Annotated in this window: 20 protein-coding genes; 8 read left to right on the top strand and 12 right to left on the bottom strand. The window is 72.1% G+C overall.

The annotated features are described in order from the left end of the window. The first annotated feature begins 49 nt into the window (after window positions 1-49). Window positions 50-595 (top strand): peptide deformylase, encoded by a 546-nt coding sequence (gene def, locus ACH4RC_RS21620; RefSeq protein ID WP_398203241.1) that lies wholly within the window; start codon window positions 50-52, stop codon window positions 593-595. Window positions 596-654: 59 nt separating this feature from the next. Here the strand turns inward: def and ACH4RC_RS21615 are convergent, their stop codons facing one another. Next, window positions 655-1,308 (bottom strand): TetR family transcriptional regulator, encoded by a 654-nt coding sequence (locus ACH4RC_RS21615; protein WP_398203238.1) that lies wholly within the window; start codon window positions 1,306-1,308, stop codon window positions 655-657. A gap of 164 nt (window positions 1,309-1,472) precedes the next feature. Between ACH4RC_RS21615 and ACH4RC_RS21610 the strand changes: the two genes are divergently transcribed. Continuing rightward, window positions 1,473-2,699 (top strand): acyl-CoA dehydrogenase family protein, encoded by a 1,227-nt coding sequence (locus ACH4RC_RS21610; RefSeq protein ID WP_398203235.1) that lies wholly within the window; start codon window positions 1,473-1,475, stop codon window positions 2,697-2,699. A gap of 52 nt (window positions 2,700-2,751) precedes the next feature. Here the strand turns inward: ACH4RC_RS21610 and ACH4RC_RS21605 are convergent, their stop codons facing one another. Further along, window positions 2,752-4,056: an SWF or SNF family helicase gene (locus tag ACH4RC_RS21605; RefSeq protein WP_398203232.1), complete on the bottom strand. Its 1,305-nt coding sequence runs from the start codon at window positions 4,054-4,056 to the stop codon at window positions 2,752-2,754. After that, window positions 4,053-6,854: a DEAD/DEAH box helicase gene (locus ACH4RC_RS21600; protein WP_398203229.1), complete on the bottom strand. Its 2,802-nt coding sequence runs from the start codon at window positions 6,852-6,854 to the stop codon at window positions 4,053-4,055. The genes ACH4RC_RS21605 and ACH4RC_RS21600 overlap by 4 nt, the downstream gene beginning before the upstream one ends. 351 nt (window positions 6,855-7,205) lie before the next feature. On the opposite strand from ACH4RC_RS21600, the gene ACH4RC_RS21595 reads away from it, so the two are divergent. Further along, window positions 7,206-8,273 (top strand): fatty acid desaturase family protein, encoded by a 1,068-nt coding sequence (locus ACH4RC_RS21595; protein WP_398203226.1) that lies wholly within the window; start codon window positions 7,206-7,208, stop codon window positions 8,271-8,273. Between the two features lie 151 nt (window positions 8,274-8,424). Continuing rightward, window positions 8,425-8,607 (top strand): hypothetical protein, encoded by a 183-nt coding sequence (locus tag ACH4RC_RS21590; RefSeq protein WP_398203224.1) that lies wholly within the window; start codon window positions 8,425-8,427, stop codon window positions 8,605-8,607. On the opposite strand, the gene ACH4RC_RS21585 is transcribed toward ACH4RC_RS21590, so the two are convergent. From ACH4RC_RS21585 to ACH4RC_RS21570, 4 genes are all read right to left on the bottom strand, one after another. Further along, window positions 8,604-9,980: a tannase/feruloyl esterase family alpha/beta hydrolase gene (locus tag ACH4RC_RS21585; RefSeq protein ID WP_398203222.1), complete on the bottom strand. Its 1,377-nt coding sequence runs from the start codon at window positions 9,978-9,980 to the stop codon at window positions 8,604-8,606. The genes ACH4RC_RS21590 and ACH4RC_RS21585 overlap by 4 nt on opposite strands. 111 nt (window positions 9,981-10,091) lie before the next feature. Continuing rightward, window positions 10,092-10,934 carry a hypothetical protein gene (locus ACH4RC_RS21580; protein WP_398203219.1) on the bottom strand — a complete coding sequence of 281 codons (843 nt, stop codon included), beginning with the start codon at window positions 10,932-10,934 and terminating at the stop codon, window positions 10,092-10,094. A gap of 206 nt (window positions 10,935-11,140) precedes the next feature. Beyond that, window positions 11,141-11,482 carry a hypothetical protein gene (locus tag ACH4RC_RS21575; RefSeq protein WP_398203217.1) on the bottom strand — a complete coding sequence of 114 codons (342 nt, stop codon included), beginning with the start codon at window positions 11,480-11,482 and terminating at the stop codon, window positions 11,141-11,143. Window positions 11,483-11,989: 507 nt separating this feature from the next. Then, the gene (locus ACH4RC_RS21570; RefSeq protein WP_398203215.1) at window positions 11,990-12,589 is read right to left on the bottom strand and encodes a class I SAM-dependent methyltransferase; all 600 of its coding nucleotides are present in this window, start codon (window positions 12,587-12,589) and stop codon (window positions 11,990-11,992) included. A 544-nt stretch (window positions 12,590-13,133) separates the two neighbouring features. Between ACH4RC_RS21570 and ACH4RC_RS21565 the strand changes: the two genes are divergently transcribed. After that, window positions 13,134-13,595 (top strand): roadblock/LC7 domain-containing protein, encoded by a 462-nt coding sequence (locus ACH4RC_RS21565; RefSeq protein WP_398203212.1) that lies wholly within the window; start codon window positions 13,134-13,136, stop codon window positions 13,593-13,595. Window positions 13,596-13,676: 81 nt separating this feature from the next. On the opposite strand, the gene ACH4RC_RS21560 is transcribed toward ACH4RC_RS21565, so the two are convergent. After that, complete coding sequence (locus ACH4RC_RS21560) at window positions 13,677-14,105, bottom strand: PPOX class F420-dependent oxidoreductase (RefSeq protein ID WP_398203210.1); 429 nt, start codon at window positions 14,103-14,105, stop codon at window positions 13,677-13,679. Between the two features lie 119 nt (window positions 14,106-14,224). On the opposite strand from ACH4RC_RS21560, the gene ACH4RC_RS21555 reads away from it, so the two are divergent. Beyond that, on the top strand, window positions 14,225-14,638 hold the full coding sequence (locus ACH4RC_RS21555; RefSeq protein ID WP_398203207.1) for a roadblock/LC7 domain-containing protein: 414 nt from the start codon (window positions 14,225-14,227) through the stop codon (window positions 14,636-14,638). Window positions 14,639-14,777: 139 nt separating this feature from the next. Then, complete coding sequence (locus tag ACH4RC_RS21550) at window positions 14,778-15,677, top strand: DUF6397 family protein (RefSeq protein WP_398203204.1); 900 nt, start codon at window positions 14,778-14,780, stop codon at window positions 15,675-15,677. A 60-nt stretch (window positions 15,678-15,737) separates the two neighbouring features. On the opposite strand, the gene ACH4RC_RS21545 is transcribed toward ACH4RC_RS21550, so the two are convergent. Together ACH4RC_RS21545 and ACH4RC_RS21540 are read right to left on the bottom strand one after the other, a co-directional pair. Then, window positions 15,738-16,610: an acyl-CoA thioesterase gene (locus ACH4RC_RS21545; protein WP_398203201.1), complete on the bottom strand. Its 873-nt coding sequence runs from the start codon at window positions 16,608-16,610 to the stop codon at window positions 15,738-15,740. A gap of 82 nt (window positions 16,611-16,692) precedes the next feature. Further along, a complete protein-coding gene (locus ACH4RC_RS21540) occupies window positions 16,693-19,266 on the bottom strand; it encodes a DEAD/DEAH box helicase (protein ID WP_398203198.1) in 2,574 nt (857 codons plus the stop codon). 97 nt (window positions 19,267-19,363) lie between these two features. Between ACH4RC_RS21540 and ACH4RC_RS21535 the strand changes: the two genes are divergently transcribed. Beyond that, entirely contained in the window at window positions 19,364-20,158 is a 795-nt protein-coding gene (locus ACH4RC_RS21535) for a metal-dependent hydrolase (RefSeq protein ID WP_398203196.1), read from the top strand. 38 nt (window positions 20,159-20,196) lie between these two features. Here ACH4RC_RS21535 and ACH4RC_RS21530 read toward each other — a convergent pair whose 3' ends face one another. Next, entirely contained in the window at window positions 20,197-21,999 is a 1,803-nt protein-coding gene (locus ACH4RC_RS21530; RefSeq protein ID WP_398203194.1) for an ABC transporter ATP-binding protein, read from the bottom strand. Beyond that, window positions 21,996-23,966, bottom strand: coding sequence for an ABC transporter transmembrane domain-containing protein (locus ACH4RC_RS21525; RefSeq protein ID WP_398203191.1), 1,971 nt, complete (start codon window positions 23,964-23,966; stop codon window positions 21,996-21,998). The genes ACH4RC_RS21530 and ACH4RC_RS21525 overlap by 4 nt, the downstream gene beginning before the upstream one ends. Window positions 23,967-24,004: the final 38 nt, after the last annotated feature.

Below are 24,004 nucleotides of genomic sequence, written 5' to 3'. Positions count from 1 at the left end.
CGGCACCACCGGCGGATCGGGGTGCTCCCGGGACCGTACCCTTACGGCCATGCGACACGGCTCGATCCAGGGCGCTTCCGGGCGCGTACGACCCCTCACGCTGCTCGGCGATCCCTTGCTGCATCAACCCTGCGCACAGGTCACGGACTTCGGTCCGGGGCTCGCGCGCCTCGTCGAGGACATGTTCGCCACGATGTACGCGGCCCAGGGCGTCGGCCTCGCCGCCAACCAGGTCGGCGAGCCCTTCCAGGTCTTCGTCTACGACTGCGAGGACGACGACGATGTGCGCCACATCGGACATGTCGTCAACCCGCGCCTGGCCGAGGCCGACGGCGACGTGATCCGGGGCCCCGAGGGCTGTCTGTCGCTGCCTGGCCTCGAAGCGGGCACGCCGCGCTTCGACCACGCGCGCGTGGAGGGCTTCGACGTGAGCGGCGAACCTGTGGTGATCCACGGCACGGGCTGGTTCGCCCGCTGCCTCCAGCACGAGTGCGACCACCTCGAAGGCCGTACGTACACGGACCGGGTCACCGGCTGGCGCAGGCGGCGGGTGCTGCGCCAGGCGGCACGGGCGCCCTGGGCGAAGGACCGCTGACCTGCCCCCTCGGGGGTTCAGAAGCTTGGGCCGCGGGGTTCGGGAACCGGGGCCGCGGCTCAGAACCCGGGGCCGCCCGCCTTGTCGCCCGCGGCGGCGAGCCGCCCCCAGAGCAGGTCGGCGAGGCCCTGGACCAACTCGGCACGCGTGCACGGCCGTTCGCCGAGCCACCAGTCGCCGGCGGCGTGCATCATGCCGACGATCCCGTGGCCCCAGACGCGCGCGAGCTGCTGACTGGCCGGGCCGAGATCGACGCGCTCCTCTATGACCTCCGCCAGCTCCTCGCCCATGCGGCGCAGGAGAGGCGCCGAGTGGCGCCCCACGTCGAACCCGGAGTCGCCGGGCGAGCCCTCCGCCGGATGCATCAGGAACCGGTAGACCTGGGGTCTGGCCTCGATCGCGGCCAGGTAGGTGTCCAGGGTCGCCTCCACGCGCTCACGGCGCTGCGCGGGCGCGTCGAGCGCGGCCCGCAAGGAGGAGAGCAGGGCGTCCGTGTGGCGGGTGGCGAGGGCGGCGTACAGGCCGCCCTTGTCACCGAAGTGCCGGTACAGGATCGGCTTGGTGATCCCGGCCTCGGCCGCGATCGCGTTCATCGAGGCGCCCGGGCCGTCCCGGAGCACCACGCGGTCCGCGGCCTCGAGCAGCTCGCGCCGCCGACGCTCCGCGGCGGGCTGCTGTTCCGCGCGCTGATCGGTCCGATGTGTGGTCTCCATGAGGATCTCCCCGCCCTTGCGATTGCTCGACGCACCGCGAAAGGTAACACCCGGGCCAGGACCGGTATCGAACGTGCGCTCGGAGGTTGACATGGTCTACTGGTCGGTAACAGACTCCTGTTACCGTAAGTAACCTATGCAGTGTCCGCAGTCCTGGAGGGGTCATGGCCGAGTTCACAATGGATCTCAACGACGAGCAGAAGGAAGTCCGTGACTGGCTTCACGGCTTCGCCGCCGATGTGATCCGCCCCGCGGCCGCCGAGTGGGACGAGCGCGAGGAAACCCCCTGGCCGGTCATCCAGGAAGCGGCCAAGCTCGGAATCTACTCCCTCGACTTCTACGCGCAGCAGTTCTTCGACCCGTCCGGCCTCGGCATCCCGATGACCATGGAGGAGCTGTTCTGGGGCGACGCGGGCATCGCCCTGTCGATCGTCGGCACGGGCCTCGCCGCGGTGGGCGTCCTCGCCAACGGCACCGAGGAGCAGATCGGCACCTGGATCCCGCAGATGTACGGCGACGTGAACGACGTCAAGGTGGCCGCCTTCTGCTCCTCCGAACCGGACGCGGGCTCCGACGTCGCCGCCATGCGCACCCGGGCCGTCTACGACGAGGCCAAGGACGAGTGGGTCCTCAACGGCACCAAGACGTGGGCGACCAACGGCGGCATCGCCAACGTCCACGTGGTGGTCGCCTCCATCGACCCCGAACTCGGCTCCAAGGGCCACGCCTCCTTCATCGTCCCGCCGAACACACCGGGCCTGTCCCAGGGGCAGAAGTTCAAGAAGCACGGCATCCGCGCCTCGCACACCGCCGAGGTCGTCCTGGAGAACGTCCGGGTGCCCGGCTCCTGCCTGCTCGGCGGCAAGGACAAGCTCGACGAGCGCCTCGCCCGCGCGCGTGAGAAGGCCAGGAAGGGCGGCGAGCGCGTGAAGAACGCCGCCATGGCGACCTTCGAGGCGTCGCGCCCGGCCGTCGGCGCCATGGCGGTCGGCACCGCCCGCGCCGCCTACGAGGAGGCGCTCGCGTACGCGAAGACGCGCGAGCAGTTCGGCCGCCCCATCATCGACAACCAGGGCATCGCCTTCCAGCTCGCCGACATGCGCACGCAGGTCGACGCCGCGCGGCTGCTCGTGTGGCGCGCCTCCTGGATGGCGACCACGGGCAAGAAGTTCGAGAACGCCGAGGGCTCCATGTCGAAGCTGTTCGCGAGCGAGACGGCCAAGAAGGTCACCGCCCAGGCGATCCAGATCCTCGGCGGCAACGGCTACACCCGTGAGTACCCCGTGGAGCGCATGCACCGCGACGCGGCGATCTACACGATCTTCGAGGGCACGAGCGAGATCCAGCGCCTGGTCATCGCCCGCACCCTGTCCGGCATGCCGATCCGCTGAGCAGGAGATGGCGGTGCGGGCCCGGCCGTGCCGGGCCCGCGTGTCCGTCGCGCTACTCCTCGCCCGCCTCCAGCGCCATGGCCAGCGCCGACGCCGGGTCGGACGCGGCCGGGCCCGCGGGGGCCCAGCGCCCCCTCTCCTTGCGGTAGGGCCACCAGCGTCCGTCGCGGCCCAGGCGCAGTTGGGCGGGCGCGCCCGAGACGGTCCAGCGGGCGCGGGCGGCCTTGAGCGTGGGCTGTTCGTCCGGTTCCCAGGCCGCCGCGAGCGCGGCACGCGCGCGTGCCGCGCTCTCCGGGTCCGGGGTCCACTCGTCCTCCAGGACGGTGAGCGCGGCGGCGCCCCCGTGCTCCCAGGCGCGCACCGCGAGCGCCAGGCCCTCGCGGTCCCGGCCCGAGCTCTCGGCCAGCCGCTCGGCGATGTGCCGCTCGGGCCGGCCGGCTGCCAGGCGTACGGCGTCCTGCGCGGCGGTCGGCTCCGGCCGGGGCGCGCGCTGCTCGTGCCCAGCGGCGAGCGCTTCCGCCAGGAGCCGATGTGCCTCCACGGCCGCCTGCCTCCCCAGGAAACCGAGGGCGGCGACGTCGGTGTCCCCCGGAGGAGCCGTCTCCGTGTCCAGGGACGGCGGAACCCCCGGCTCGGCCGGCAGTCCGGGCGGCTGGGGCAGCGGCGGCAGCACGAAGGCGGACGCGTACGTCTCGGCCGCGTCCACGCCTTCCGCCTCGGGCGCCGCCACGGCCTCCGTTTCGGGGCGCGCGGCGGTGCGTGCCTGGATCTCGTCCAGCAGCGCATGCTCGCCGCGACCCCGCAGCAGGAGCAGCACGAACGGATCCTGGTCGAGCAGGCGTGCCAGCTGATAGCTGAGCGCGGCCGTGTGCGCGCAGTGGTCCCAGGCGTCGCAGTCACAGCTCGGCTCCAGGTCCCCGATGCCGGGCAGGAGTTCGACACCGGCAGCGGCGGCGTCCTCCACGAGGTGCGGCGGCATGTCGCGGTCCAGGAGGGCCGCGATGTGTCCGGCCCGCTCGACGGCCATCCCGAGGAAGCGGTCCCAGTCGTCCTCGTCGAGCCGCTGCAGCAGCACGTCCGAGCGGTGCACGGCGCCGCCGCGGTCCTCGACGACCGCGGTGACGCGGCCGGGACGCACCGACACGGCGCCGACCGCCCCCGCACGCGCCAGCCTGCGGCCCGCCTTGAGCTGCTGCAGGTCGAGCGCCGTGTCCTCCAGGGCCTTCAACCAGGCCAGCCCCCACCACGTCTCGGCGAAGCTTCGCCCGGCCGCCGCGGGCAACGCCGCGAACGTCCGCTCCTCGTCCGGGTCCGTGATCGCCGCGTCATGGTCGTGCTCGTCGTGGATGTCGCTCATCGGGCGCCCCCTCGCAGTTCGACCAGGTCGGCCAGTTCGGCATCGGTCAGTTCCGTCAGCGCCGACTCGCCCGCCCCCAGCACGGCGTCGGCCAACTCCTGTTTGCGCAGCAGCATGTCGGCGATGCGGTCCTCGATGGTGCCCTCGGTGATCAGCCGGTGCACCTGCACCGGCCGGGTCTGTCCGATGCGGTACGCGCGGTCGGTGGCCTGTGCCTCCACCGCCGGATTCCACCAGCGGTCGTAGTGCACCACGTGCTCCGCGCGCGTAAGGTTGAGCCCGGTGCCCGCGGCCTTCAAGGAGAGCAGGAAGACGGGCACTTCGCCGTCCTGGAAGCGCCGCACCATGGCTTCCCGGCCCGCGACGGGTGTGCCGCCGTGCAGGAACTGCGACGCGATGCCGCGCTGTGCCAGGTGACGCTCGACAAGGCGGGCCATCTGCACGTACTGGGTGAAGACGAGGACGCTGGCGTCCTCGGCCAGGATCGTGTCCAGGAGCTCGTCGAGGAGTTCCAGCTTCCCGGAGCGGCCGGGGATGCGCGGCTTGTCCTCCTTCAGGTACTGCGCCGGGTGGTTGCAGATCTGCTTGAGGGCGGTGAGCAGCTTGACGATCAGGCCGCGTCGTGCGAAACCGTCGGCCCCGGCGATCTCCGCGAGCGTCTCGCGCACCACGGCCTCGTAGAGCCCGGTCTGCTCCTTGGTGAGGGGCACGGCCCGGTCGGTCTCGGTCTTCGGCGGCAGCTCGGGGGCGATCCCCGGGTCCGACTTGCGGCGCCGCAGCAGGAAGGGGCCCACGAGCTTGGCCAGGCGCTCGGCCGCGGCCGGGTCCTTGCCGCCCTCGACGGCCTTCGCATAGCGGGTGCGGAAGGTGCCGAGGCGGCCCAGGAGCCCCGGCGTGGTCCAGTCGAGGATGGCCCACAGCTCGCTGAGGTTGTTCTCGACCGGGGTGCCGGTGAGCGCCACGCGCGCGCGGGCGCCGATGGTGCGCAGCTCCTTGGCGGTGGCCGAGTGCGGGTTCTTCACGTGTTGCGCCTCGTCCGTGACGACCATGCCCCAGCCCCGGTCGGCCAGTTGGGCGGCGTCCAGACGCATGGTGCCGTACGTGGTGAGCACGAACTCGCCCTCGGCCAGGCCCTCCAGGGACCGGCGGCCGCCGTGGAAGCGGCGTACGGGGGTGCCGGGCGCGAACCTCTCGATCTCGCGCTGCCAGTTGCCCATGAGGGATGTCGGGCAGATCACGAGGGTGGGGCCCGCGGTCTCCCGCGCGGTCTGCCGGTGCAGGTGCAGCGCGATCAACGTGATCGTCTTGCCGAGCCCCATGTCGTCGGCGAGACAGGCGCCGAGGCCGAGGGAGGTCATGCGGGCGAGCCAGTTCAGACCGCGCAGCTGGTAGTCGCGCAGGTCGGCGGCGAGCGCGGCCGGCTGCCCGACCGAGTCCAGGCCCTCGGGGTCCGCGAGGCGGTCCCTGAGCGTCGCCAGCCAGCCGGTGGGCCGCACCTCGACCTGGCGGCCGTCGATCTCCGTGGAGCCCGTCAGAACGGCGCTGAGCGCGTCGACCGGCGTCACCTTGCGGTCCTCGTGCGCGCGGGCGCGGCGGGCCTCGACCGGGTCGATGAGCACCCACTGGCCGCGCAGGCGCACCACGGGACGGTTCGCCTCGGCGAGCCGGTCCAGTTCCGCGCGGCTCAACTCCTGATCGCCCAGGGCGAACCGCCAGTCGAACGCCAGCAGCGCGTCGGCCGACAGGAACGACGGGGTGTCCGAGGAGAGCGCGTCCGGGCCGTCGTTCCGCGGCGGCCCGATCACCGCGCGGGCCGTCAGCTTGCGGGCCATCTCCCGGGGCCAGTGCACCTCGACGCCCGCCGCCGACAGGGCGCGGGCCCCCTCCCCGAGCAGTTCGGTGACCTCGTCGTCGGCCAGCTCCACGGCGTCCGGGACCGACGCCGAGAGGAGAGGGGCGAGCGGCGCCCACGCGCGCGCGGCGCGCCGCAGCGCCAGGAGCGCGTCCATCCGGGCCCGCGAACCGAACGCCTTGCCCGCCGCACCGGAACCCGCCCACACCTGGGCCGCGTCCGCGACCAGCGTCGGGTCGCTGACGCTGTGCATCTGCGGCACGGCGCGGAACGGCAGCAGGGTCTCGCCGTCCGTGACCTGGGCGAGTCCCGGCACCTCGACGCGCAGCGAGATCCGCACCCCGGCGTCGTGCCCGGCGGCCACGTCGGCCGCCCAGGCGCGCAGTGCGGGGGCGCGCCGCGGAGCCCGTGCCGCGAACGCGGGGGCGCCCGCGGCGAGCGCGGCGGCGGGGGAGCGGGGCAGAGTGTCGGCCACCGCGTCGAGGAAGGCGCGCAGCAGCTTCTCGGGCGCCTGCAGACGGAGCGGCTCAGGGCCGTCCAGCGCAACCGCGTGCGCCTCGGCGGGCATCGCCGCCGCGAGCTCCCGCAGCCGCTCCAGGTCCGCGGGGCGCAGCGGTCCGGCGCGCCATGCGTCGTGGTCGTCGGTGCTCAGTCCGGGCAGCAGGAGCCCCCGCGCGACGAGCTGGAGCGCGAGCAGGGCGGCCGCGCCCCAGAAGGCCGTTGTCGGGTCCGCCTGCGCGGCAGCACGCGCGCGTGTGAGGACCGGCAGCGCGGACCGTACGGGCAGCGCGACCGCGGCGACGGTCACCAGCTCGACCCCGTCGCCCCCGGGCAGGGCCAGCGGAAGCTCCACACGGCTGCCCGCGTCGGGCAGGGGCGGTTCGTCGCCGTCCGGACGCCAGAAGGCGACGGTCGAGGTGCGCGCCGGGTCGCCCGGCGTGAACACCGCGCAGCAACGGGCGAGTTCGGCGGTCTCGGCAAGAGTGGGTGCAGGATGCGTGTGCTCGGAGATGGCGGCTTCCTCGTATTCCTCAAGTTTGACTACTCGCCCTGGAAGACGCGAGGGTACACGGCAGTCAACCCGGATGGGCGCCTGCAGGAGGTGTTCTCGGTCACTTGACCCCTAAGGGTGGGGCTGGCCCCACCGCCGGAGTGGGCTGGCCCCCTGTCGTGCCCGGGTGATGGCGCCATGGCCGACCAAGGTCCGCGGTTCGTAGGTTTTTCCAGGTCGGTCCGGGTTCGCGGCCCGCTGCCTCCACCGCCCTCTCACCTTCCTTCCACAGACCGGAGTTCCGCCATGGCCTTGGCCGTTGTCCCCCTGCCGGAAAACGCCGCAGCAGCCGGCGCACGGCAGCCTCCGCCGGAAGGAGGCAGCGAGTTCACGCCCTTGCTGCGCGACATCAAGGGGCAGGGCCTGCTCGACCGGCGCACCGGCTGGTACGTACGCACCATCGTGGTCAACGCCCTAGCACTGGCCGCGGTCGTCACCGGCATGGCTCTCATCGGCTCTTCGTGGTGGGTCCTCGCCCTGGCGCCCGTCCTGGCGGTCCTGGGCGCCCGCACGGCGTTCGTCGGCCATGACGCGGGGCACGCGCAGATCACCGGCGACCGGTCCGTGAGCCGCGTCATCGGCCTGATCCACGGCAACCTGCTGCTCGGTATGAGCTACGCGTGGTGGAACGACAAGCACAACAGGCACCATGCCAACCCGAACCACATCGAGAAGGACCCCGACGTCGCCGCCGACGTCCTCGTCTTCACCAGCGAACAGGCCGCCACGCGCGTGGGCTTCCGCGGCTGGCTCACCCGCCACCAGGCCTGGCTGTTCTTCCCGCTCACCCTGCTCGAAGGGCTCGCCCTCAAGGTCTCCGGTTTCCAGGACCTGCGGCGGCAGAGCGGACGGGAGCGCCTCATCGAGGGCGCCCTCCTCGTCGCCCATGTCGTCGCTTACGTGGCACTGCTGCTGACCACCATGCCGCTCGGCCACGCCCTCGCCTTCGCCGCACTGCACCAGGCCCTGTTCGGACTCCACCTGGGGATGGCCTTCGCGCCCAACCACAAGGGCATGGAGATGCCCGACCCGGACGGCGACAAGTGGGGCCATCTGCGGCGCCAGGTCCTCACCTCGCGCAACATCAAGGGCGGCGCCCTGACCGACTGGTTCCTCGGCGGCCTCAACTACCAGATCGAGCACCACCTGTTCCCGAGCATGCCGCGGCCCCACCTGCGCCTCGCCCAGCCCATGGTGAAGGCGCACTGCGAAAGCCTTGGCATCCCCTTCACCGAGACCGGTCTCGTCGACTCCTATCGCCAGGCGCTGCGCCACATGTATGAAGTGGGAGAGCCGCTGCGCGCCGACATCTGACCCACGTCCCGGTGGCGTCTCAGGGGTACGGGATCAGGGTTGTATCAGGGTCGGGCGCCGGAACTGCCGACGTCGTGGATCCGTTTCTCAGAGCAGAGGCGAACTCGCCCCACTCGTCCGAGGGCGAGCCGCTCCGAAGGAGGCCACACACATGTCGAGGAACGCGAAGATCGCCGCGGGAGGCGTGGCGGCCGGAATCATTCTGCTGATCTGGCTGCCTTGGTGGGCGGCCCTGCTCATCGTGCTGGGCGTGCCCACCGCGGCATACCTGATGCTCGACCCCTCGCAGCGGCGCAGGCTCCGCCGCGTCAGCCGCAAGGAGCTCGGGCACTAGGAAGCCCGCAGCGAGCAGACGTTGACGACGTCGCCACTCGCGGGCCGCCCGACGGTCCGGTTCGCGGGCGGCTCCGCCCCGTCCTGCGACCAGCGGGTGAGGGCGTCGAAGGCGTCGCGGTAGCAGGGCAGGATCGGCCGTAGCCGGTCCGGATGAGTGTCGTACAGGCTGTCGGTGTGCGTGCCGCCCCGGATCGTGTACGTGCGATGCAGCCGGCCGCGACCCCGCGCGTCGACCATGCGCCGGTACGCGTCGGCGTCCGTCGCGATCGGCAGTAGCGTGTCCAGGTCGCCTTGCAGGGTGATCAGCGGCTTCCCGATCCGCCCGGTCAGGGCCACGCGCGCGACGGCCCTGTGCACCGACCGGGGACGCGCCGCGTAGTCGTACGAGGCGTCGGACGCGCACGGGGCGAGGACCTTCTCCGTCGTCGAACCGGCGGACGCGCCAGGGCAGTCACGGTCGTACGCGGGGTCGAACTCCGCCCGGTACACCTTCTGCGTGAGCCCCCAGTACGCCTTCTGGTGGTAGGGCCACAGGAACTCCGAGCCGCGCGCGAAACCGGCCGCGTACATGTCGTCCGCGTCGGCGGCTCCCTGGCCGAGCGCCACGGCCGTCGGCAGGGACGTCAACAGGTTCGGCCCGTCCGCCGTCCACAGGACGCCCTCCCAGTCGACGCCTCCGTCGTAGAGCTCCGGATGGTTCTCCAGCTGCCGGCGCGTCAGATAGCCCGCGTTGGAGATGCCGGTCATGTACGTGTGCCGCGGCGCGGAACCGTAGCGCTGGGCCACGACCTTCCTCGCGGCCCGGGTGAGCTGCGTGGTGCGGGCGTTCCATTCGGCGACGGCGTCGCCGGGGCGGGTGCCGTCCCGGTAGAAGTCGGGCCCGGTGTTGCCCTTGTCGGTCGCCGCGTACGCGTATCCCTGGGCGAGGACACGGTCGGAGATCGCCGTGTCGGTCGCGTACTGCTTGCGGTTGCCCGGGGCGGCGGTGACGACCAGGCCGCCGTTCCAGCGGTCGGGCAGCCGTATGACGAACTGGGCGTCGTGGTTCCAGCCGTGCGTCGTGTTCGTCCGGGAGCCGTCCCCGAAGTACCCGTCGATCTGAAGGCCGGGCACACCGGACGGGTTCCGCGTCCCTGTCGCGGTCAGTCCGGCCTGGTCGGCCACGTCGGTGTACGGGGTGCCCGCGAGCCCGGCGGTCGTCAGGTCGTCCAGACAGGCCCGCTGCTGCAGGTGCGCGCCCGGCACGCGCGCGTGGGCCGACCGGGCGCAGTGGCCCTCGCGCGCGGGAGCCGCGCTCGCGGCCTGCGGCCCGGACGCGGCCAGGGCCAGCAGCGCTGCCGCCAACAGGGGAACGGTTCCGGGCGTGCGCATGAGAAGACCTCCTCGAAGCGGCGGGAAGAGGACTCATCGTCGGGGCGGAGCCGGCCCGCATCCATGGGCGGGGAGCACATGCGGGGTACGCGCCCTATGTGGGGCGGCGGTTCAGGCGGGCCGGACGGCCATCTTGTCGAGCGCCTCCAGCAGACCGGGCAGCTCCGGGCCGCGGCCGACCGGCAGCACCTCGCCCGGCTCGTCGTCGAGCAGGATGAAGGCGATGTCGTCCGTGCGCGCCACCATCGACCAGCCAGGACCGTCGGCGCGCAGCGTACGGGCGCCGCCCGACGCGAACGCCGACCGTACGCGACCGAGCGGCGGGGGAGCGTCCACGTAGGCGCGCGCTTCGGTCAGGACGCGCTGGACACCCTGGTGCGAACTGCCCGACGAAACGGGTGGGTTCTCCGCGTCCTCCTTCGGCTCCTCGGCGTCGGAGCCCGTGGCGAACTGGTCGTCGTCGAGCTGGGAGCGCCAGGAAGCCCACTGGAGGGCTATCTCGTCCGCTCCGAGGCGCCGCTGCGCCGGACCCCACGTCTGCGTGTCCGGCGGGCTGAGAGGCGGCACGTCGGCGCTCTCCGGATCGGGCTCCGGGTCGTGGGGCGCGGGAACGTTCGGGGCGGCCACCGCCAGCGCGAGCGGCCAGCCGGGCAACGCGGCGACCATGCTCCTCTCGTCCGGGGAGAGGTCGTACTCCATGCCGCAGTCCCAGGAGGCGACGGCCACGGCCACGAGGGACACGTCGTCGACGACGACCGTCCAGCGCGCGCCCTCGCCGTCCTGGCCGAGGACCAGCCCGTAACCGTCGGCCGACGGAGCGAGGCCCAGGGCGGCGCACGCCTCGGGGTAGTCGTCGCCCAGCACGCTGGGGAACGTCGCCGGAGTGAGCAACAGCGCCGTCAGTACGTACAGCGCGTCGTCCTCGGTGGCGACAGCGTCGTCCGTCCCGGCCATGCCTGCCTCCCCTGAGCTTCGGTTCGTCGGCGTGACCTTAGTCAGTCGTGGTCGACGCCGTACAGGGGCGGTGACCAGGAAAATCAAGCGACACGCCGTCGTCGGCGGCTCTGTCGGGGACATGTCGGCATCGCGTGTGCACTTCGTGTGGTTCTCGTGCCGGAGTGCGGGAGGTGACGCCTTCGCCACCTTTCCGTCGGGACACGTCAGGCCGCGGGCAGTCCGAGGAGGTTGCGCGCCACCGCGCGTGGCGACTCGTCCCGCTCGCGCGCGAGGACGATGAGCGCCCGGCACGCCAGCTCGTTGACGCCGAAGACCAGCGCGCTCGGCTCGACCCACCCCTCGGCCTCGTCGATCCGCTCCTGGTCGTCCTCGGCGCACGCCGCCACATAAGCGGCCGCCGCCTCGAACAGGTTGTGCGGCCGGCGCTGTCCTTCGGTCGGCCGACGCGCCTTGCGCGCGGACCGCTGCTCGTCGCGCAGCCGCTCCTCGCGGCGGGCGACCTTCCTGCGCCAGGCGCTCCAGGACTTGCGGACCCTGTCGAGCATGTGCGTCACCGTCCCCGGCCGAAGCCCCGAAGGGCACCGTCCCGCCGACTCCTCGCACGCGACGCGGAGTCGGCGCCATGGTGACTTCATGGTGACAGAAGAGGGCCGGTACGGAACCGGTCAGCGGTTCGCCGGACCGAGGCTCTTGAGCGTGGCGCGCAACCAGGCGAGCCCGGCACGGCTCGTTGCGCGCGCGGAATGAGGCCGGTCCCCTGTGGGCGGCCACGATGCGCCTCACCGACCCGTCGGCGCTGCACCGCGGTGCGGTCGATCCGGTGCGCGGCACGGAGCCCCCGATGCGGCAGATGCTGCGGAGGCGAAGGCCGACCGGGTCTGCCTCCAGGGTGCGCGGAGCGGTGAACATCCGGGACAGCGCGCCTCGGTGGCGGCCGGTGTCCACATCGTGGAGATACCGGACGCGGGACACGACGTCATGTTCGACAACCCGGACGCCTTCGCGGCGGCCGGCAGGGGCTGACCCGCGCGGTGGCAGGATGCCCGGCGAGGTCAGTCCGTGCGCACCGCCAGTGCGAGGAAGCGTGTGTCCTCGTCGACGTACGAGGTCATGCGCCAGCCGGAACCGGCGAGCAGCGGGCGCAGATTCGGTTCCGCCCGCAGGTCCTCCGGGGTGATCTCCCGGCCCTGTCGTGAGGCGAGCGCCCTGCGCCCGATCGGATGGAACAGCGCGAGCAGCCCACCGGGCCGCACCACACGCGCCAACTCACGCAGGTCCGTCGCCGGTTGCGGCAAGTGCGACACGAGCCCGGCGCCGAACACCGCGTCCAGCGTGGCCGTGCCCAGCGGCAACCGCGCCACGTCCGTGCGGAGCAGCTGCCCCTCGCGGTCCCGTCCGGCTCGCACGGCGGCCTCCAGCATGGCCCATGTCAGATCGGCGCCGAGCACCACACCGGACGGCCCGACGGCCGCTCGCAACGGCGGCAGGGCGCGGCCGGTGCCACATCCCGCGTCGAGCACCCTGTCGCCCCGGCGGAGCCCGAGGGCGGCCACGGCGGCGGCGTAGGCGGGGCCGTCGTCGGGGAAGCGGGTGTCCCAGCCGGCGGCTCGGGCCGTGAAGAACTCCTGCACGCGCGCGTGGTCATCTTTCATGGACCCCATGATGGCGCTCCCCGCTGACGGGCGGCGCCCCGCCCTGCGGTGCGGGTGTCGGCCGCTGTGCTCGCCGCTTCCGCGATACCGGGCCCCGCGGCAGTTCGGATCCGGTTCGAAGATGGTTCGAAGGCGGCGTGAAGGCGGTCGTTGCTGGAGCATCTCCGTTAGATCGCAGCACCTTTCGAAACGCGCTCCCGTGGTGCGCCCCCGCCATGACTAGCTTGCCGGGTCGCGACCTTCACCCATCTTCCGGAACTGCGCCGCTACGCGCACGTGCCTGAGCGGAAGCAGCGCCCATGGATGCCCACTTCGCCCCTACCGCCTTTCCACCCGAGAACGAGTTGCCGCGTCGCGTACGTCGGGCGAGCCTCGCGCCCCAACTGCGGGAGCGCCCCGACCCCCGCACCGCGCCCGTGCACGTCCAGAACCGGGGTGAGCGCACCCCCGAGCAGGCGCGGGCCCGTATGACGTCCTTCCGGGACGGCTGGGCCAGAGGCGGCGGACGTCCGCCCGGCGGCGACGCCGGCGAAGGAGACCCGAGATGATCAAAGATTCGGCAGCCCTCACGGCGACCCGCCGCTCCACCGCGCTCGACGGGCTCCTCGACGCTCTGGCGCTCCGCGTGCCCGAGCTGCGCCACGCCCTGGTCCTGTCCAGCGACGGTCTGCCCGTCGGCGCGTCGGCCGCGCTCGGCCGTGAGGACGCCGAGCATCTGGCCGCCGTCGCCTCCGGGTTCAACAACCTCGCCAAGGGGACCGGGCGGCGCTTCGGCACGGGAGGCGCACGGCTGACCATGGTGGAGATGGACAGCGGCTTCCTCTTCGTGGCCGCCACAGGCGACGGTTCCTGTCTCGCCGTCCTGGGCGACGTGACCGCCGACATCGGTCTCGTCGCCTACGAGACGGCGCGCCTGGTCGGCAAGGTCGGCAAGCACCTCCGTACGGAGGGCGAGCACCTCCGTACGGGGACCGGGCGCGCTCGGCACCCGTCCGCCGCGGGCTGACCACGGCCGGACCGCCGCCCCGTCCTCCCGCGTGAGGGCGGGGGGCGGGACGGCCGGGGGGGGCTTGTCCTCGGGCGTGGGTCAGTCGGCGACGTCGCCCATGGCGACGGCCTTCTCCACCTTCACGCGCACGACGAGTTCACCCGGCACGGCATTGCGCCGGCCGAACTCCTCGGCGCGGTCCTCGCCCATGTACCGGCCGCCGATCCGGGTCGCGGAGTCGAGGAGTTCGGCCGGGTCCTCACTGAGTTCGACGCGGCCCTGGATCGTCACGAACGAGAACGGCGGCCGCTCGTCGTCGACGCACAGGGCCACGCGCGCGTCGCGCGCCAGGTTGCGGCCCTTGACCGTGTCCTTGCCGGTGTTGAACACGATGTCGTCGCCGTCCAGAACGAACCAGACAGGCGCGACGTGCGGGCTGCCGTCGGCCCGCACGGTGCACAGCTTCGCGGTGCGCGTGCCCTCGGAGACGAAGGCATGCCATTCCTCATCGTTCATCTTGTGTGCCATGAGGTCATCCTGCTTGCCCGGACGCCGACCGTGGGGAAGGCTGGCGAGAGAGATCCTCCGGGCAGGGGAGCGGTCCCCTCCGGGGCATGGGGAGCCAGAGGAAGCGGGGAGACGGGATCATGGGGCAGAACGCGGGACTCGGTTGGCTGCTGGACGACCTGACGCAGCGCGTCGAACATGTGCGGCACGCCTTGGTCCTCTCCAACGACGGCCTCGTGACCGGAGCCAGTACGGACCTGCGGCGCGAGGACGCCGAGCATCTCGCCGCCGTCTCCTCCGGGCTGCACAGCCTCGCGAAGGGGTCGGGCCGCCACTTCGGCGCCGGCGGTGTGCGCCAGACGATGATCGAGTTCGACGACGCGGTGCTCTTCGTCACCGCCGCCGGGGACGGTAGCTGTCTGTGCGTGCTCAGCTCCGCCGAGGCCGACATCGGGCAGGTCGCGTACGAGATGACGCTGCTCGTGAACCGGGTCGGGGAACATCTGGCGGTCGATGCCAGGCATCCCGGCAGGTCACCCGTTATAGAGCTCTGACCTGTGGTGATGCCGCTGCGTGGGGTGGGCCCGGCAGAGTTGTCCACAGGCCCGAACGGAAATCTTCGGAACGGGCTACGGTTCTCCCGAGCGGTCACGGAGCGTGACCGAGGTCGTCGACCGACGGGGGAGAACCACCATGCAGGGCTCCATCATGACCAGGCCCCAGGGCAGCGCCGCCCGTGAACTGGGTCTGAAACGCAGCGAGTTCGATCTCGCCGTACGCCTCGGCCGTATCCGTACGGTCGCGGCGACGGACGGAGGCCGCCGCCGGGTGCCGCGCACGGAGATCGAGCGGATCCGCGACAGCGACGGCTTCCCCGAGGCGCTTCGGGCGCAGGTGAAGGTGGTGGGCACGGCGGAGGGCGCGCGCCTCATGGATATCCCGCCGACCCGCTTCACCCGGCTCGCCCGCGCGGGCCTGCTCGTCCCGGCCAAGTTCTATCTGAACCGCTATCGAACGGTGGTGTGGCTGTATCTCGCCGAGGAGCTACGGGAGTTCGCGGCCTCGGAGCTGCACGCGCCACTGCTGACCGGCCGCGCCCCGGAGAAACTGCGTGCCCGCCTCTCGGCCGGTGAGGATCTGCGGCCCAGGAGGTGGCGGGCGCGGCACGCGGGATATCTCCTGGGACAGAGCAGTGATCCCTGGGACCGGGCCGCCGCGATGGCGACGCTCATGGACGCGGTCCAGCTCACCGAACTCGTCGAGAACCCCTACGAGCGCGCCTACTTGCGCCACCTGCGGCCCGAGGAGTCCTGGTACGGATCGCCCGAGTCGGCGACGGCACAGGTCGTCGAGCGCATCGTGATCGCCGACAACCCCGCCGAGATCAGCTGGTTGCGGGCGAACCTGCTGCTGAGCATGGCGGAGGCGCGCCGCCTGCGGCCCGCCCCACGCCCCACGACGCCCGAAGCGATGCCTGAGTCCGACCCCCGGGCAGAGCACGCGCTCACCCCACAGACCCCACCCGCCCCACAGACCGCGGAGGACCGACCGGCGCACGGACTGTGGGGGCGACTCCTCGGCAGACGAGGCTGATGCGCCCAGGCTGAACCACACAGGCTGAGCCGGCTGTGCGGCGCCCTCGAAGGCGCCCGGTCACTCCTGGAGCTTGCGGAACAGGCCCTCCTGCACCACGGAGACCAGCAGGCGCCCCTCGATGTCGTAGATGCGGCCACGGGCCAGACCCCGGCCGCCCACGGCGATCGGCGACTCCTGGTCGTAGAGGAACCACTCATCGGCCCGGAAAGGACGGTGGAACCACATGGCGTGGTCGAGCGAGGCCATGTCGAAGCCGCGCGGGCCCCACAGCGGCTCGATCGGCAGACGCACCGCGTCGAGCAGCGTCATGTCGCTCGCGTACGTGAGCGCGCAGGTGTGCACGAGCGGATCGTCGCCCAGCGGGCTGACGGCACGCATCCACACGGCGCTGCGCGGCTCCGCGGCCTCGATCTCCTCGGGCGACCAGCGCAGCCGGTCGACGTACCGGATGTCGAAGGGCTGGCGGCGCGCCATGCGCTCCAACGCCTCCGGCAGAGCGCCGAGATGACCCCTGATCTCCTCGGCGATGGTCGGCAGCGACTCGGGGTCCGGCACGTGCCGGGCCGGCGGCAACTGATGCTCGAAGGCACCTTCCTCGGGCTTGTGAAAGGAGGCGGTGAGATTGAAGATCGTGCGACCCTGCTGCACGGCGGTGACCCGGCGCGTGGTGAAGGAGCGGCCGTCACGGACCCGCTCGACCTGGTACACGATGGGCACGCCCGGGCGGCCCGGACGCAGGAAGTACGCGTGCAGCGAGTGCACCGGACGGTCGCCGTCCGTCGTACGTCCGGCCGCGACCATGGCCTGGCCCGCGACCTGGCCGCCGAAGACCCGCTGCAGGGACTCCTCGGGGCTGCGTCCGCGGAAGATGTTGACCTCGATCTGCTCCAGGTCGAGCAGGTCGACAAGCCGTTCCGCAGGGTTCGTCATGCGTGGTTCTCTCTCGTGTGCGCGGCCGGAAGGTTCCGGCGCGTGGGCGCGGGCGGACCTTGGTGTCCGCCCGGCCGCGGATCTACAACTGGCCGACGTCCGTGACCCGGACGACGGCACGGCCTTCGGCGTCGGAGGCAGCGAGGTCGACTTCGGCGCTGATGCCCCAGTCGTGGTCGCCCTCGGGGTCGGCGAACGTCTGCCGGACCTTCCACAGGCCGTGCTCCGGATCTTCCTCGATCATGAGCAGCTTGGGGCCGCGCGCGTCCGGGCCGGTGCCGAGGTCCTCGTACTCGTCCCAGTACTTGTCCATGGCCTCGCCCCAGGCGTCCGCGTCCCAGCCCGAGTCGGCGTCCATCTCGCCGAGCTCGTGGACGTCGTCGAGGGCGGCGAGTTCGACGCGCCGGAACATGGCGTTGCGGACGAGGACGCGGAAGGCGCGCGAGTTCGCCGTGACCGGCTTGACCTGGTCGGCCTTCTCCTGTGCCTCCTCGGCGGTCATCACCTCGGGGTTGGCGAGCTGCTCCCACTCGTCCAAGAGGCTCGAGTCGACCTGGCGCACCATCTCGCCGAGCCAGGCGATCAGATCCTCCAGGTCCTCCGACTTGAGGTCGTCGGGCACGGTGTGGTCGAGCGTCTTGTAGGCGCTCGCCAGGTACCGCAGGACGATGCCCTCGGTACGCGCGAGCTCGTAGTAGGAGACGAACTCCGTGAAGGTCATCGCCCGCTCGTACATGTCACGGATGACGGACTTCGGCGACAGCGGGTGGTCGCCGACCCACGGATGGCTCGTGCGGTAGGTGTTGTACGCGTGGTGGAGCAGCTCTTCCAGCGGCTTCGGGTACGAGACGTCCTGGAGGCGCTCCATGCGCTCCTCGTACTCGATCCCGTCCGCCTTCATGGCGGCGACGGCCTCGCCGCGCGCCTTGTTCTGCTGGGCGTGCAGGATCTGCCGCGGGTCGTCGAGCGTGGACTCCACGACCGAGACCATGTCGAGCGCGTACGACGGCGATTCCTTGTCGAGCAGGTCGAAGGAGGCGAGGGCGAACGTCGACAGGGGCTGGTTCAGCGCGAAGTCCTGCTGCAGGTCGACGGTGAGCCGCACGATGCGGCCCGTCGGGTCCGGCTTGTCCAGCTTCTCGACGATCCCGCCGTCGAGCAGCGAGCGGTAGATCGCGATGGCGCGGCGGATGTGGCGCAGCTGCGCCTTGCGCGGCTCGTGGTTGTCCTCGAGCAGCTTGCGCATCGCCTCGAAGGCGTTGCCGGGCCGGGCGATGACCGACAGGAGCATGGTGTGCGTGACACGGAAGCGGGAGGTCAGCGGCTCGGGGTCGGAGCCGATCAGCTTCTCGAAGGTGCTCTCCGTCCAGCCGACGAAGCCCTCCGGCGCCTTCTTGCGGACCACCTTGCGGCGCTTCTTCGGGTCGTCGCCGGCCTTCGCGAGCGCCTTCTCGTTCTCGATGACGTGCTCGGGCGCCTGCGCCACGACGAAGCCGGCGGTGTCGAACCCGGCCCGCCCGGCACGGCCCGCGATCTGGTGGAACTCGCGGGCGCGCAGCGTGCGGACGCGGTTGCCGTCGTACTTGGTGAGGGCGGTGAACAGCACCGTGCGAATGGGGACGTTGACGCCCACGCCGAGCGTGTCGGTGCCGCAGATGACCTTGAGCAGACCCGCCTGGGCCAGCTTCTCGACGAGGCGACGGTACTTCGGCAGCATGCCGGCGTGGTGCACGCCGATGCCGTGCCGTACGTAACGGGAGAGATTGCGGCCGAACTTGGTGGTGAAGCGGAAGTTGCCGATCAGCTCGGCGATCTTGTCCTTCTCCTCGCGCGTGCACATGTTGATACTCATCAGCGCCTGCGCCCGCTCGACGGCCTGCGCCTGCGTGAAGTGCACGATGTAGACCGGCGCCTGCCGTGTGTCGAGCAGCTCGGTCAGTGTCTCCGTGAGGGGGGTCAGCCGGTACTCGTAGGAGAGGGGGACCGGGCGGGTCGCCGAGCGCACCACCGAGGTCGGACGGCCGGTGCGGCGTGTGAGGTCCTTCTCGAACATCGAGACGTCGCCGAGCGTGGCCGACATCAGGATGAACTGCGCCTGGGGCAGTTCGAGCAGTGGGATCTGCCAGGCCCAGCCGCGGTCGCCTTCCGCGTAGAAGTGGAACTCGTCCATGACGACCTGGCCGACGTCGGCCTGCGCGCCGTCCCGCAGCGCGATCGAGGCGAGGACCTCGGCGGTGCAGCAGATGACGGGCGCGTCCGCGTTCACGGACGCGTCGCCGGTCAGCATGCCGACGTTCTCCGTGCCGAAGAGTTTGCACAGCTCGAAGAACTTCTCGGAGACGAGCGCCTTGATGGGCGCCGTGTAGAAGGTGACCTCGTCGCGCGCGAGGGCGGCGAAGTGCGCGCCGGCCGCGATCATGCTCTTGCCCGAGCCGGTGGGCGTGGAGACGATCACGTTCGCCCCGGACACCGCCTCGATCAGCGCCTCCTCCTGGTGGGGATAGAGGGTGAGACCACGCTCGGTGGCCCACGACTCGAAGGCGTCGTAGAGGGCGTCCGGGTCGGCGGTCTGCGGAAGCTGATCGATAAGGGTCACGTCACCATCTTGCCTGGCTTCTGTCCCGATCAGGGAATCGGATGCCCGTACGAAGATCATGAACGCTACGCTGAGTGGCCGACGCGGCGTCAGCACGCGCACGGCCCGACGGGGGCGATCGGGCGTCGACATAAGAAGAATGGGGCGGAACACCACCATGATGGGACCGGCACACTCGCTGTCAGGAGCGGCGGCCTGGCTGGGGGTGGGCGCGGCCGCGGCCGCCGCCGGGCACCCGATGCCCTGGCCGGTCGTCCTCGTCGGAGCGCTGATCTGCGCGGGCGCCGCCCTCGCCCCGGACCTCGACCACAAGTCGGCGACCATCTCCCGCGCCTTCGGACCGATCTCCCGCGCCGTCTGCGGCATCGTCGACAAATTGTCGTACGCCGTCTACAAGGCCACCCGCAAGCAGGGCGACCCGCGTCGCTCCGGCGGACACCGCACCCTCACGCACACCTGGCTGTGGGCGGTCCTCATAGGGGCGGGCACCTCCGCCGCCGCGATCTACGGCGGACGCTGGACCGTCCTCGGGATCCTGTTCGTCCACATGGTGCTCGCCATCGAGGGCCTGCTCTGGCGCGCCGCGCGCGGCTCGAGCAGCGACATCCTGGTGTGGCTGCTCGCCGCCACCAGCGCCTGGATCCTGGCGGGCATCCTGGACCAGCCGAACAACGGGGCGGGCTGGCTCTTCGAGGAGCCGGGCCAGGAGTACCTGTGGCTGGGGCTGCCCATCATCCTCGGCGCGCTGATCCACGACATCGGGGACGCGCTCACCGTCTCGGGCTGTCCGATCCTGTGGCCCATCCCGATCGGCCGCAAGCGCTGGTACCCGATCGGGCCGCCCAAGGCGATGCGGTTCCGGGCGGGCAGCTGGGTCGAGCTGAAGGTGCTGATGCCCGCCTTCATGGTGCTCGGCGGCGTCGGGTGCGCGGCCGCGCTCAACTTCATCTGAGCCCGGCCGCACCCCGCCGCCCCTCCGGGGCGCGGCGGCTATCCGTGCCAGGAGCGCCACAGGGCCGCGTACGCCCCGTCCGCCGCGACCAGTTCGTCGTGGCTGCCCAGCTCCTGGATCCGGCCGTCCTCGACCACCGCGATCAGGTCCGCGTCGTGCGCGGTGTGCAGCCGGTGCGCGATGGCCACGACGGTACGGCCGTCGAGGACGCGGCCGAGCGAGCGCTCCAGGTTCCGCGCCGCGCGCGGGTCGAGCAGCGATGTCGCCTCGTCCAGGACCAGCGTGTGCGGATCGGCGAGGACCAGGCGGGCCAGCGCGATCTGCTGGGCCTGCGCCGGGGTGAGCGCCGCCCCGCCCGAGCCGACCTCCGTGTCCAGGCCGTCGGCGAGGGCGCGGGCCCATCCGTCGGCGTCGACCGCGCCCAGGGCCGCCCACAGCTCGGCGTCCTCCGCGCCCGTGCTGGCCAGCCGGAGGTTGTCGCGGAGCGAACCCACGAAGACGTGGTGCTCCTGATTGACCAGGGCCACGTGGGCCCGTACCCGCTCCGCCTGCATCCGCGAGAGCTCCGCGCCGCCGAGCGTGACCTGTCCGAGCCGGGGCGCGTAGATCCCGGCGAGCAGTCGGCCGAGCGTCGACTTGCCCGCGCCGGAGGGGCCGACCAGGGCGAGCCGGGTGCCGGGAGCGACGTCGAGGGTGACCTCACGCAGTACATCGACGCCCTCCCGGTAGCCGAAGTGCACCTGGTCCGCCTGTACGTCGCGGCCGTCGGGCCGGACCGAGGCGTCGCCCGCGTCCGGCTCGATGTCCCGCACGCCGACGAGGCGGGCCAGGGACACCTGGGCGACCTGCAGCTCGTCGTACCAGCGCAGGATCAGGCCGAGCGGGTCCACCAGCATCTGCGCGATGAGCGCGCCCGTCGTCAGCTGGCCCACGCCGATCCAGCCCTGGAGGACGAAGGCGCCGCCGATCAGCAGGACGGACAGCAGGACCAGGACGTGCACGGCGCTGATCACCGGGAAGAAGACGGAGCGCAGATAGAGCGTGTAGCGCTCCCAGGCCGTCCACTCCTTGACGCGGCGCTCGGACAGCTCCACGCGCCGGGCACCGAGCCGGTGCGCCTCGATGGTGCGCCCGGCGGCCACGGTCTCCGCGAGCGCTGCCGCGACGGCCGCGTACCCGGCGGCCTCCGAACGGTAGGCCGAGGGGGCCCGCTTGAAGTACCAGCGGCACCCGAACACCAGGACCGGTACGGCGACGAGGATCGCGGGGGCCAGCGGCGGCGCCGTCACCGCGAGCCCGCCGATGAGCAGCCCCGCCCACACGACGCCGATGGACAGCTGCGGCACGGCCTCCCGCATCGCGTTCGCGAGGCGGTCGATGTCGGTGGTGATCCGGGACAGCAGGTCACCCGTGCCCGCCCGCTCCAGGACGCCCGGCGGCAGCCCGACGGACCGCACCAGGAAGTCCTCGCGCAGGTCCGCCAGCATCCGCTCGCCGAGCATCGCCCCGCGCAGCCGCACCTGCCGCACGAAGACGGCCTGGACGACCAGGGCCAGGGCGAACAGGCCGATGGTGCGTTCCAGAGGCAGGTCGCGCAGGGCGGCACCGGCCCCTTCGGTCCCGTCCGCCACGTCCTGGATCACGCCACCCAGCAGATAGGGGCCCGCCATCGAGGCGACCACGGCGAGCGTGTTCACCCCGATCAGCAGCAGGAAGGCGCGGCGGTGCCGCTGGTACAGCTCGCGGACGTACGCGCGGACCGTGGCCGGGGCGCCGACCGGCAGCGTGTTCGCCGTGGTGGGGGCCGCCGGATCGTAGGCCGGTGGCGCTACGCCGATCATGCCGTCTCCTCGATGTCGATCTCGATGGCGGACCCGGGGCCGGGGGCGGTGCTCGATCCGGCGCCGGTCCAGTCGCGTGCCCCGGCGCTCGCGTGGGCGTGGGCGGCGGCCGTCTCCTCGTCCGTCTCGCGCGTGACCACGGCGCGGTACCGGGGCTCGGTGTGCACCAGTTCACGGTGTTCACCGACCGCCGCCACCTCGCCCTCGTGCACGAACACGACGCGGTCGGCGCGGTCGAGCAGCAGCGGTGACGAACTGAGGACCACTGTGGTGCGGCCCCGGCGCAAGGTGCGCAGGCCCTGGGCGATGCCGGCCTCCGTGTGCGAGTCGACGGCGGACGTCGGCTCGTCGAGGACCAGCGCCTCGGGGTCGGTGACGAGGGAGCGCGCGAGGGCCAGGCGCTGGCGCTGGCCGCCGGACAGGGACCGGCCGCGTTCGGTGATGCGTGCGTTCATCGGGTCGTCGTCCAACGAAGCCTGGGCGAGTGCGGCGAGAACGTCGGAGCACTGCGCCGCGGCCAGCGCCTCCTCGGGGCGGACGGCCCCGGAGGACGGCACGTCGAAGAGTTCGGCCAGCGTGCCGGAGAGCAGCACCGGGTCCTTGTCCTGGACCAGGACCACTGTCCGAGCGGTGTCCAGTGGCAACTCGTCGAGCGGTACGCCGCCCATGAGTACGGAGGGCGTGCCGGCGCGACCTCCGCCACCCTTCGCGGAGCCGGAGCCGGAGCCGGAGCCGGAGCCGGAGCCGGAGCCGGCATCCGTATCCACCTCAGGCCCGGGATCGGAGCCGGGGTCGGGTGTGTCGCCGGTCGTCGCGTGCCCGCCCAGGCGGTCCGCGAGACGTCCCGCCAGGTCCGGGTCGCCGCACACCACCGCGGTGAGCAGCCCGGCCGGGGCGAGCAGGCCGGTCGCGGGGTCGTACAGATCCCCGGTCGGAGCGGCCGCGTCGCGCAGCCCGCCAGACGGCTCGATGACGCGTTCCAGGGACAACACCCTGGCGGCGCGCTGGGCTGAGGGCCGGGAGAAGGAGTACGCCATGGCGATCTCCTCGAAGTGGCGCAACGGATAATTGAGGATCATCACCGCGCTGTACACCGTGACGAGTTCGCCGACGCTGATCCGGCCCTCGCGCGCGAGGTGGACGCCGTACCAGACGATCACGATGAGGAGCAGCCCCGGGAGGAGCACCTGCACCGAGGAGATGAGCGACCACATGCGGGCGCTGCGCACGGCGGCCTCGCGGACCTCCTGCGAGGCGCGGCGGTAGCGGTCGAGGAAGAGTTCCTCGCCACCGATGCCGCGCAGCACGCGCAGTCCGGCGACGGTGTCCGAGGCGAGTTCGGTGGCCTTACCGGCCTTGTCGCGCTGGTGGTCCGCGCGCCGGGTGGCGCGGGGCAGCAGCGGAAGCACGGCGAGGGCGAGCACCGGCATGCCGAGCGCGACGACGACACCGAGCGCGGGCTGGTAGACGAGGAGGCCGACGCAGACGAGGACGACGGTGACGGCGGCAGCGGCGAAGCGGGAGAGCGCCTCGACGAACCATCCGATCTTCTCCACGTCGCCGGTGGACACGGCCACCACTTCGCCCGCGGCGACCCGCCTGGTGAGAGCGGAGCCGAGCGCCGCGGTGCGGCGGGCGAGGAGTTGCTGCACGCGGGCGGCGGCGGTGATCCAGTTCGTCACCGCCGTGCGGTGCAGCATCGTGTCCCCGCACGCGATGGCGATGCCGAGGAGCACGATCAGGCCGCCGGCCGCGGCGAGGCGGGCGCCGGAACCGTCGACGACGGCCTGTACGGCGTAGCCGACGCCGTACGGCAGACCGGCGACGGACGTGAAGTGGAGCAGACCCCAGGCGAGGGACTTGAGCTGGCCGCCGAGTTGGTTGCGGCCGAGCCAGAGCAGGAACCGGGGGCCGGAGCGCGCGTCGGGCACGCCCGGGTCGGGATACGGAAGGTCGGAGATCTGCATGACGTCCCAGAGCTCGAAAGGGAGAACCGCGAGGGCAG

The organism is Streptomyces sp. NPDC016845 (assembly GCF_044332585.1).
In the GTDB taxonomy this organism is placed as follows: domain Bacteria; phylum Actinomycetota; class Actinomycetes; order Streptomycetales; family Streptomycetaceae; genus Streptomyces.
Note: the sequence above shows the minus strand (reverse complement) of the source record. Positions and strands in the feature narration are given on the sequence as shown.

Coding starts and splice junctions, on each gene's coding strand:
- ACH4RC_RS21555 (WP_398203207.1), top strand. CDS start 14,225: ATGGGGCAGAACGCGGGACTCGGTTGGCTGCTGGACGACCTGACGCAG.
- ACH4RC_RS21580 (WP_398203219.1), bottom strand. CDS start 10,934: ATGGCCGGGACGGACGACGCTGTCGCCACCGAGGACGACGCGCTGTAC.
- ACH4RC_RS21540 (WP_398203198.1), bottom strand. CDS start 19,266: ATGATCTTCGTACGGGCATCCGATTCCCTGATCGGGACAGAAGCCAGG.
- ACH4RC_RS21595 (WP_398203226.1), top strand. CDS start 7,206: ATGGCCTTGGCCGTTGTCCCCCTGCCGGAAAACGCCGCAGCAGCCGGC.
- def (WP_398203241.1), top strand. CDS start 50: ATGCGACACGGCTCGATCCAGGGCGCTTCCGGGCGCGTACGACCCCTC.
- ACH4RC_RS21550 (WP_398203204.1), top strand. CDS start 14,778: ATGCAGGGCTCCATCATGACCAGGCCCCAGGGCAGCGCCGCCCGTGAA.
- ACH4RC_RS21615 (WP_398203238.1), bottom strand. CDS start 1,308: ATGGAGACCACACATCGGACCGATCAGCGCGCGGAACAGCAGCCCGCC.
- ACH4RC_RS21610 (WP_398203235.1), top strand. CDS start 1,473: ATGGCCGAGTTCACAATGGATCTCAACGACGAGCAGAAGGAAGTCCGT.
- ACH4RC_RS21570 (WP_398203215.1), bottom strand. CDS start 12,589: ATGAAAGATGACCACGCGCGCGTGCAGGAGTTCTTCACGGCCCGAGCC.
- ACH4RC_RS21585 (WP_398203222.1), bottom strand. CDS start 9,980: ATGCGCACGCCCGGAACCGTTCCCCTGTTGGCGGCAGCGCTGCTGGCC.
- ACH4RC_RS21565 (WP_398203212.1), top strand. CDS start 13,134: ATGATCAAAGATTCGGCAGCCCTCACGGCGACCCGCCGCTCCACCGCG.
- ACH4RC_RS21545 (WP_398203201.1), bottom strand. CDS start 16,610: ATGACGAACCCTGCGGAACGGCTTGTCGACCTGCTCGACCTGGAGCAG.
- ACH4RC_RS21530 (WP_398203194.1), bottom strand. CDS start 21,999: ATGATCGGCGTAGCGCCACCGGCCTACGATCCGGCGGCCCCCACCACG.
- ACH4RC_RS21605 (WP_398203232.1), bottom strand. CDS start 4,056: ATGAGCGACATCCACGACGAGCACGACCATGACGCGGCGATCACGGAC.
- ACH4RC_RS21525 (WP_398203191.1), bottom strand. CDS start 23,966: ATGCAGATCTCCGACCTTCCGTATCCCGACCCGGGCGTGCCCGACGCG.
- ACH4RC_RS21535 (WP_398203196.1), top strand. CDS start 19,364: ATGATGGGACCGGCACACTCGCTGTCAGGAGCGGCGGCCTGGCTGGGG.
- ACH4RC_RS21560 (WP_398203210.1), bottom strand. CDS start 14,105: ATGGCACACAAGATGAACGATGAGGAATGGCATGCCTTCGTCTCCGAG.
- ACH4RC_RS21575 (WP_398203217.1), bottom strand. CDS start 11,482: ATGCTCGACAGGGTCCGCAAGTCCTGGAGCGCCTGGCGCAGGAAGGTC.
- ACH4RC_RS21590 (WP_398203224.1), top strand. CDS start 8,425: ATGTCGAGGAACGCGAAGATCGCCGCGGGAGGCGTGGCGGCCGGAATC.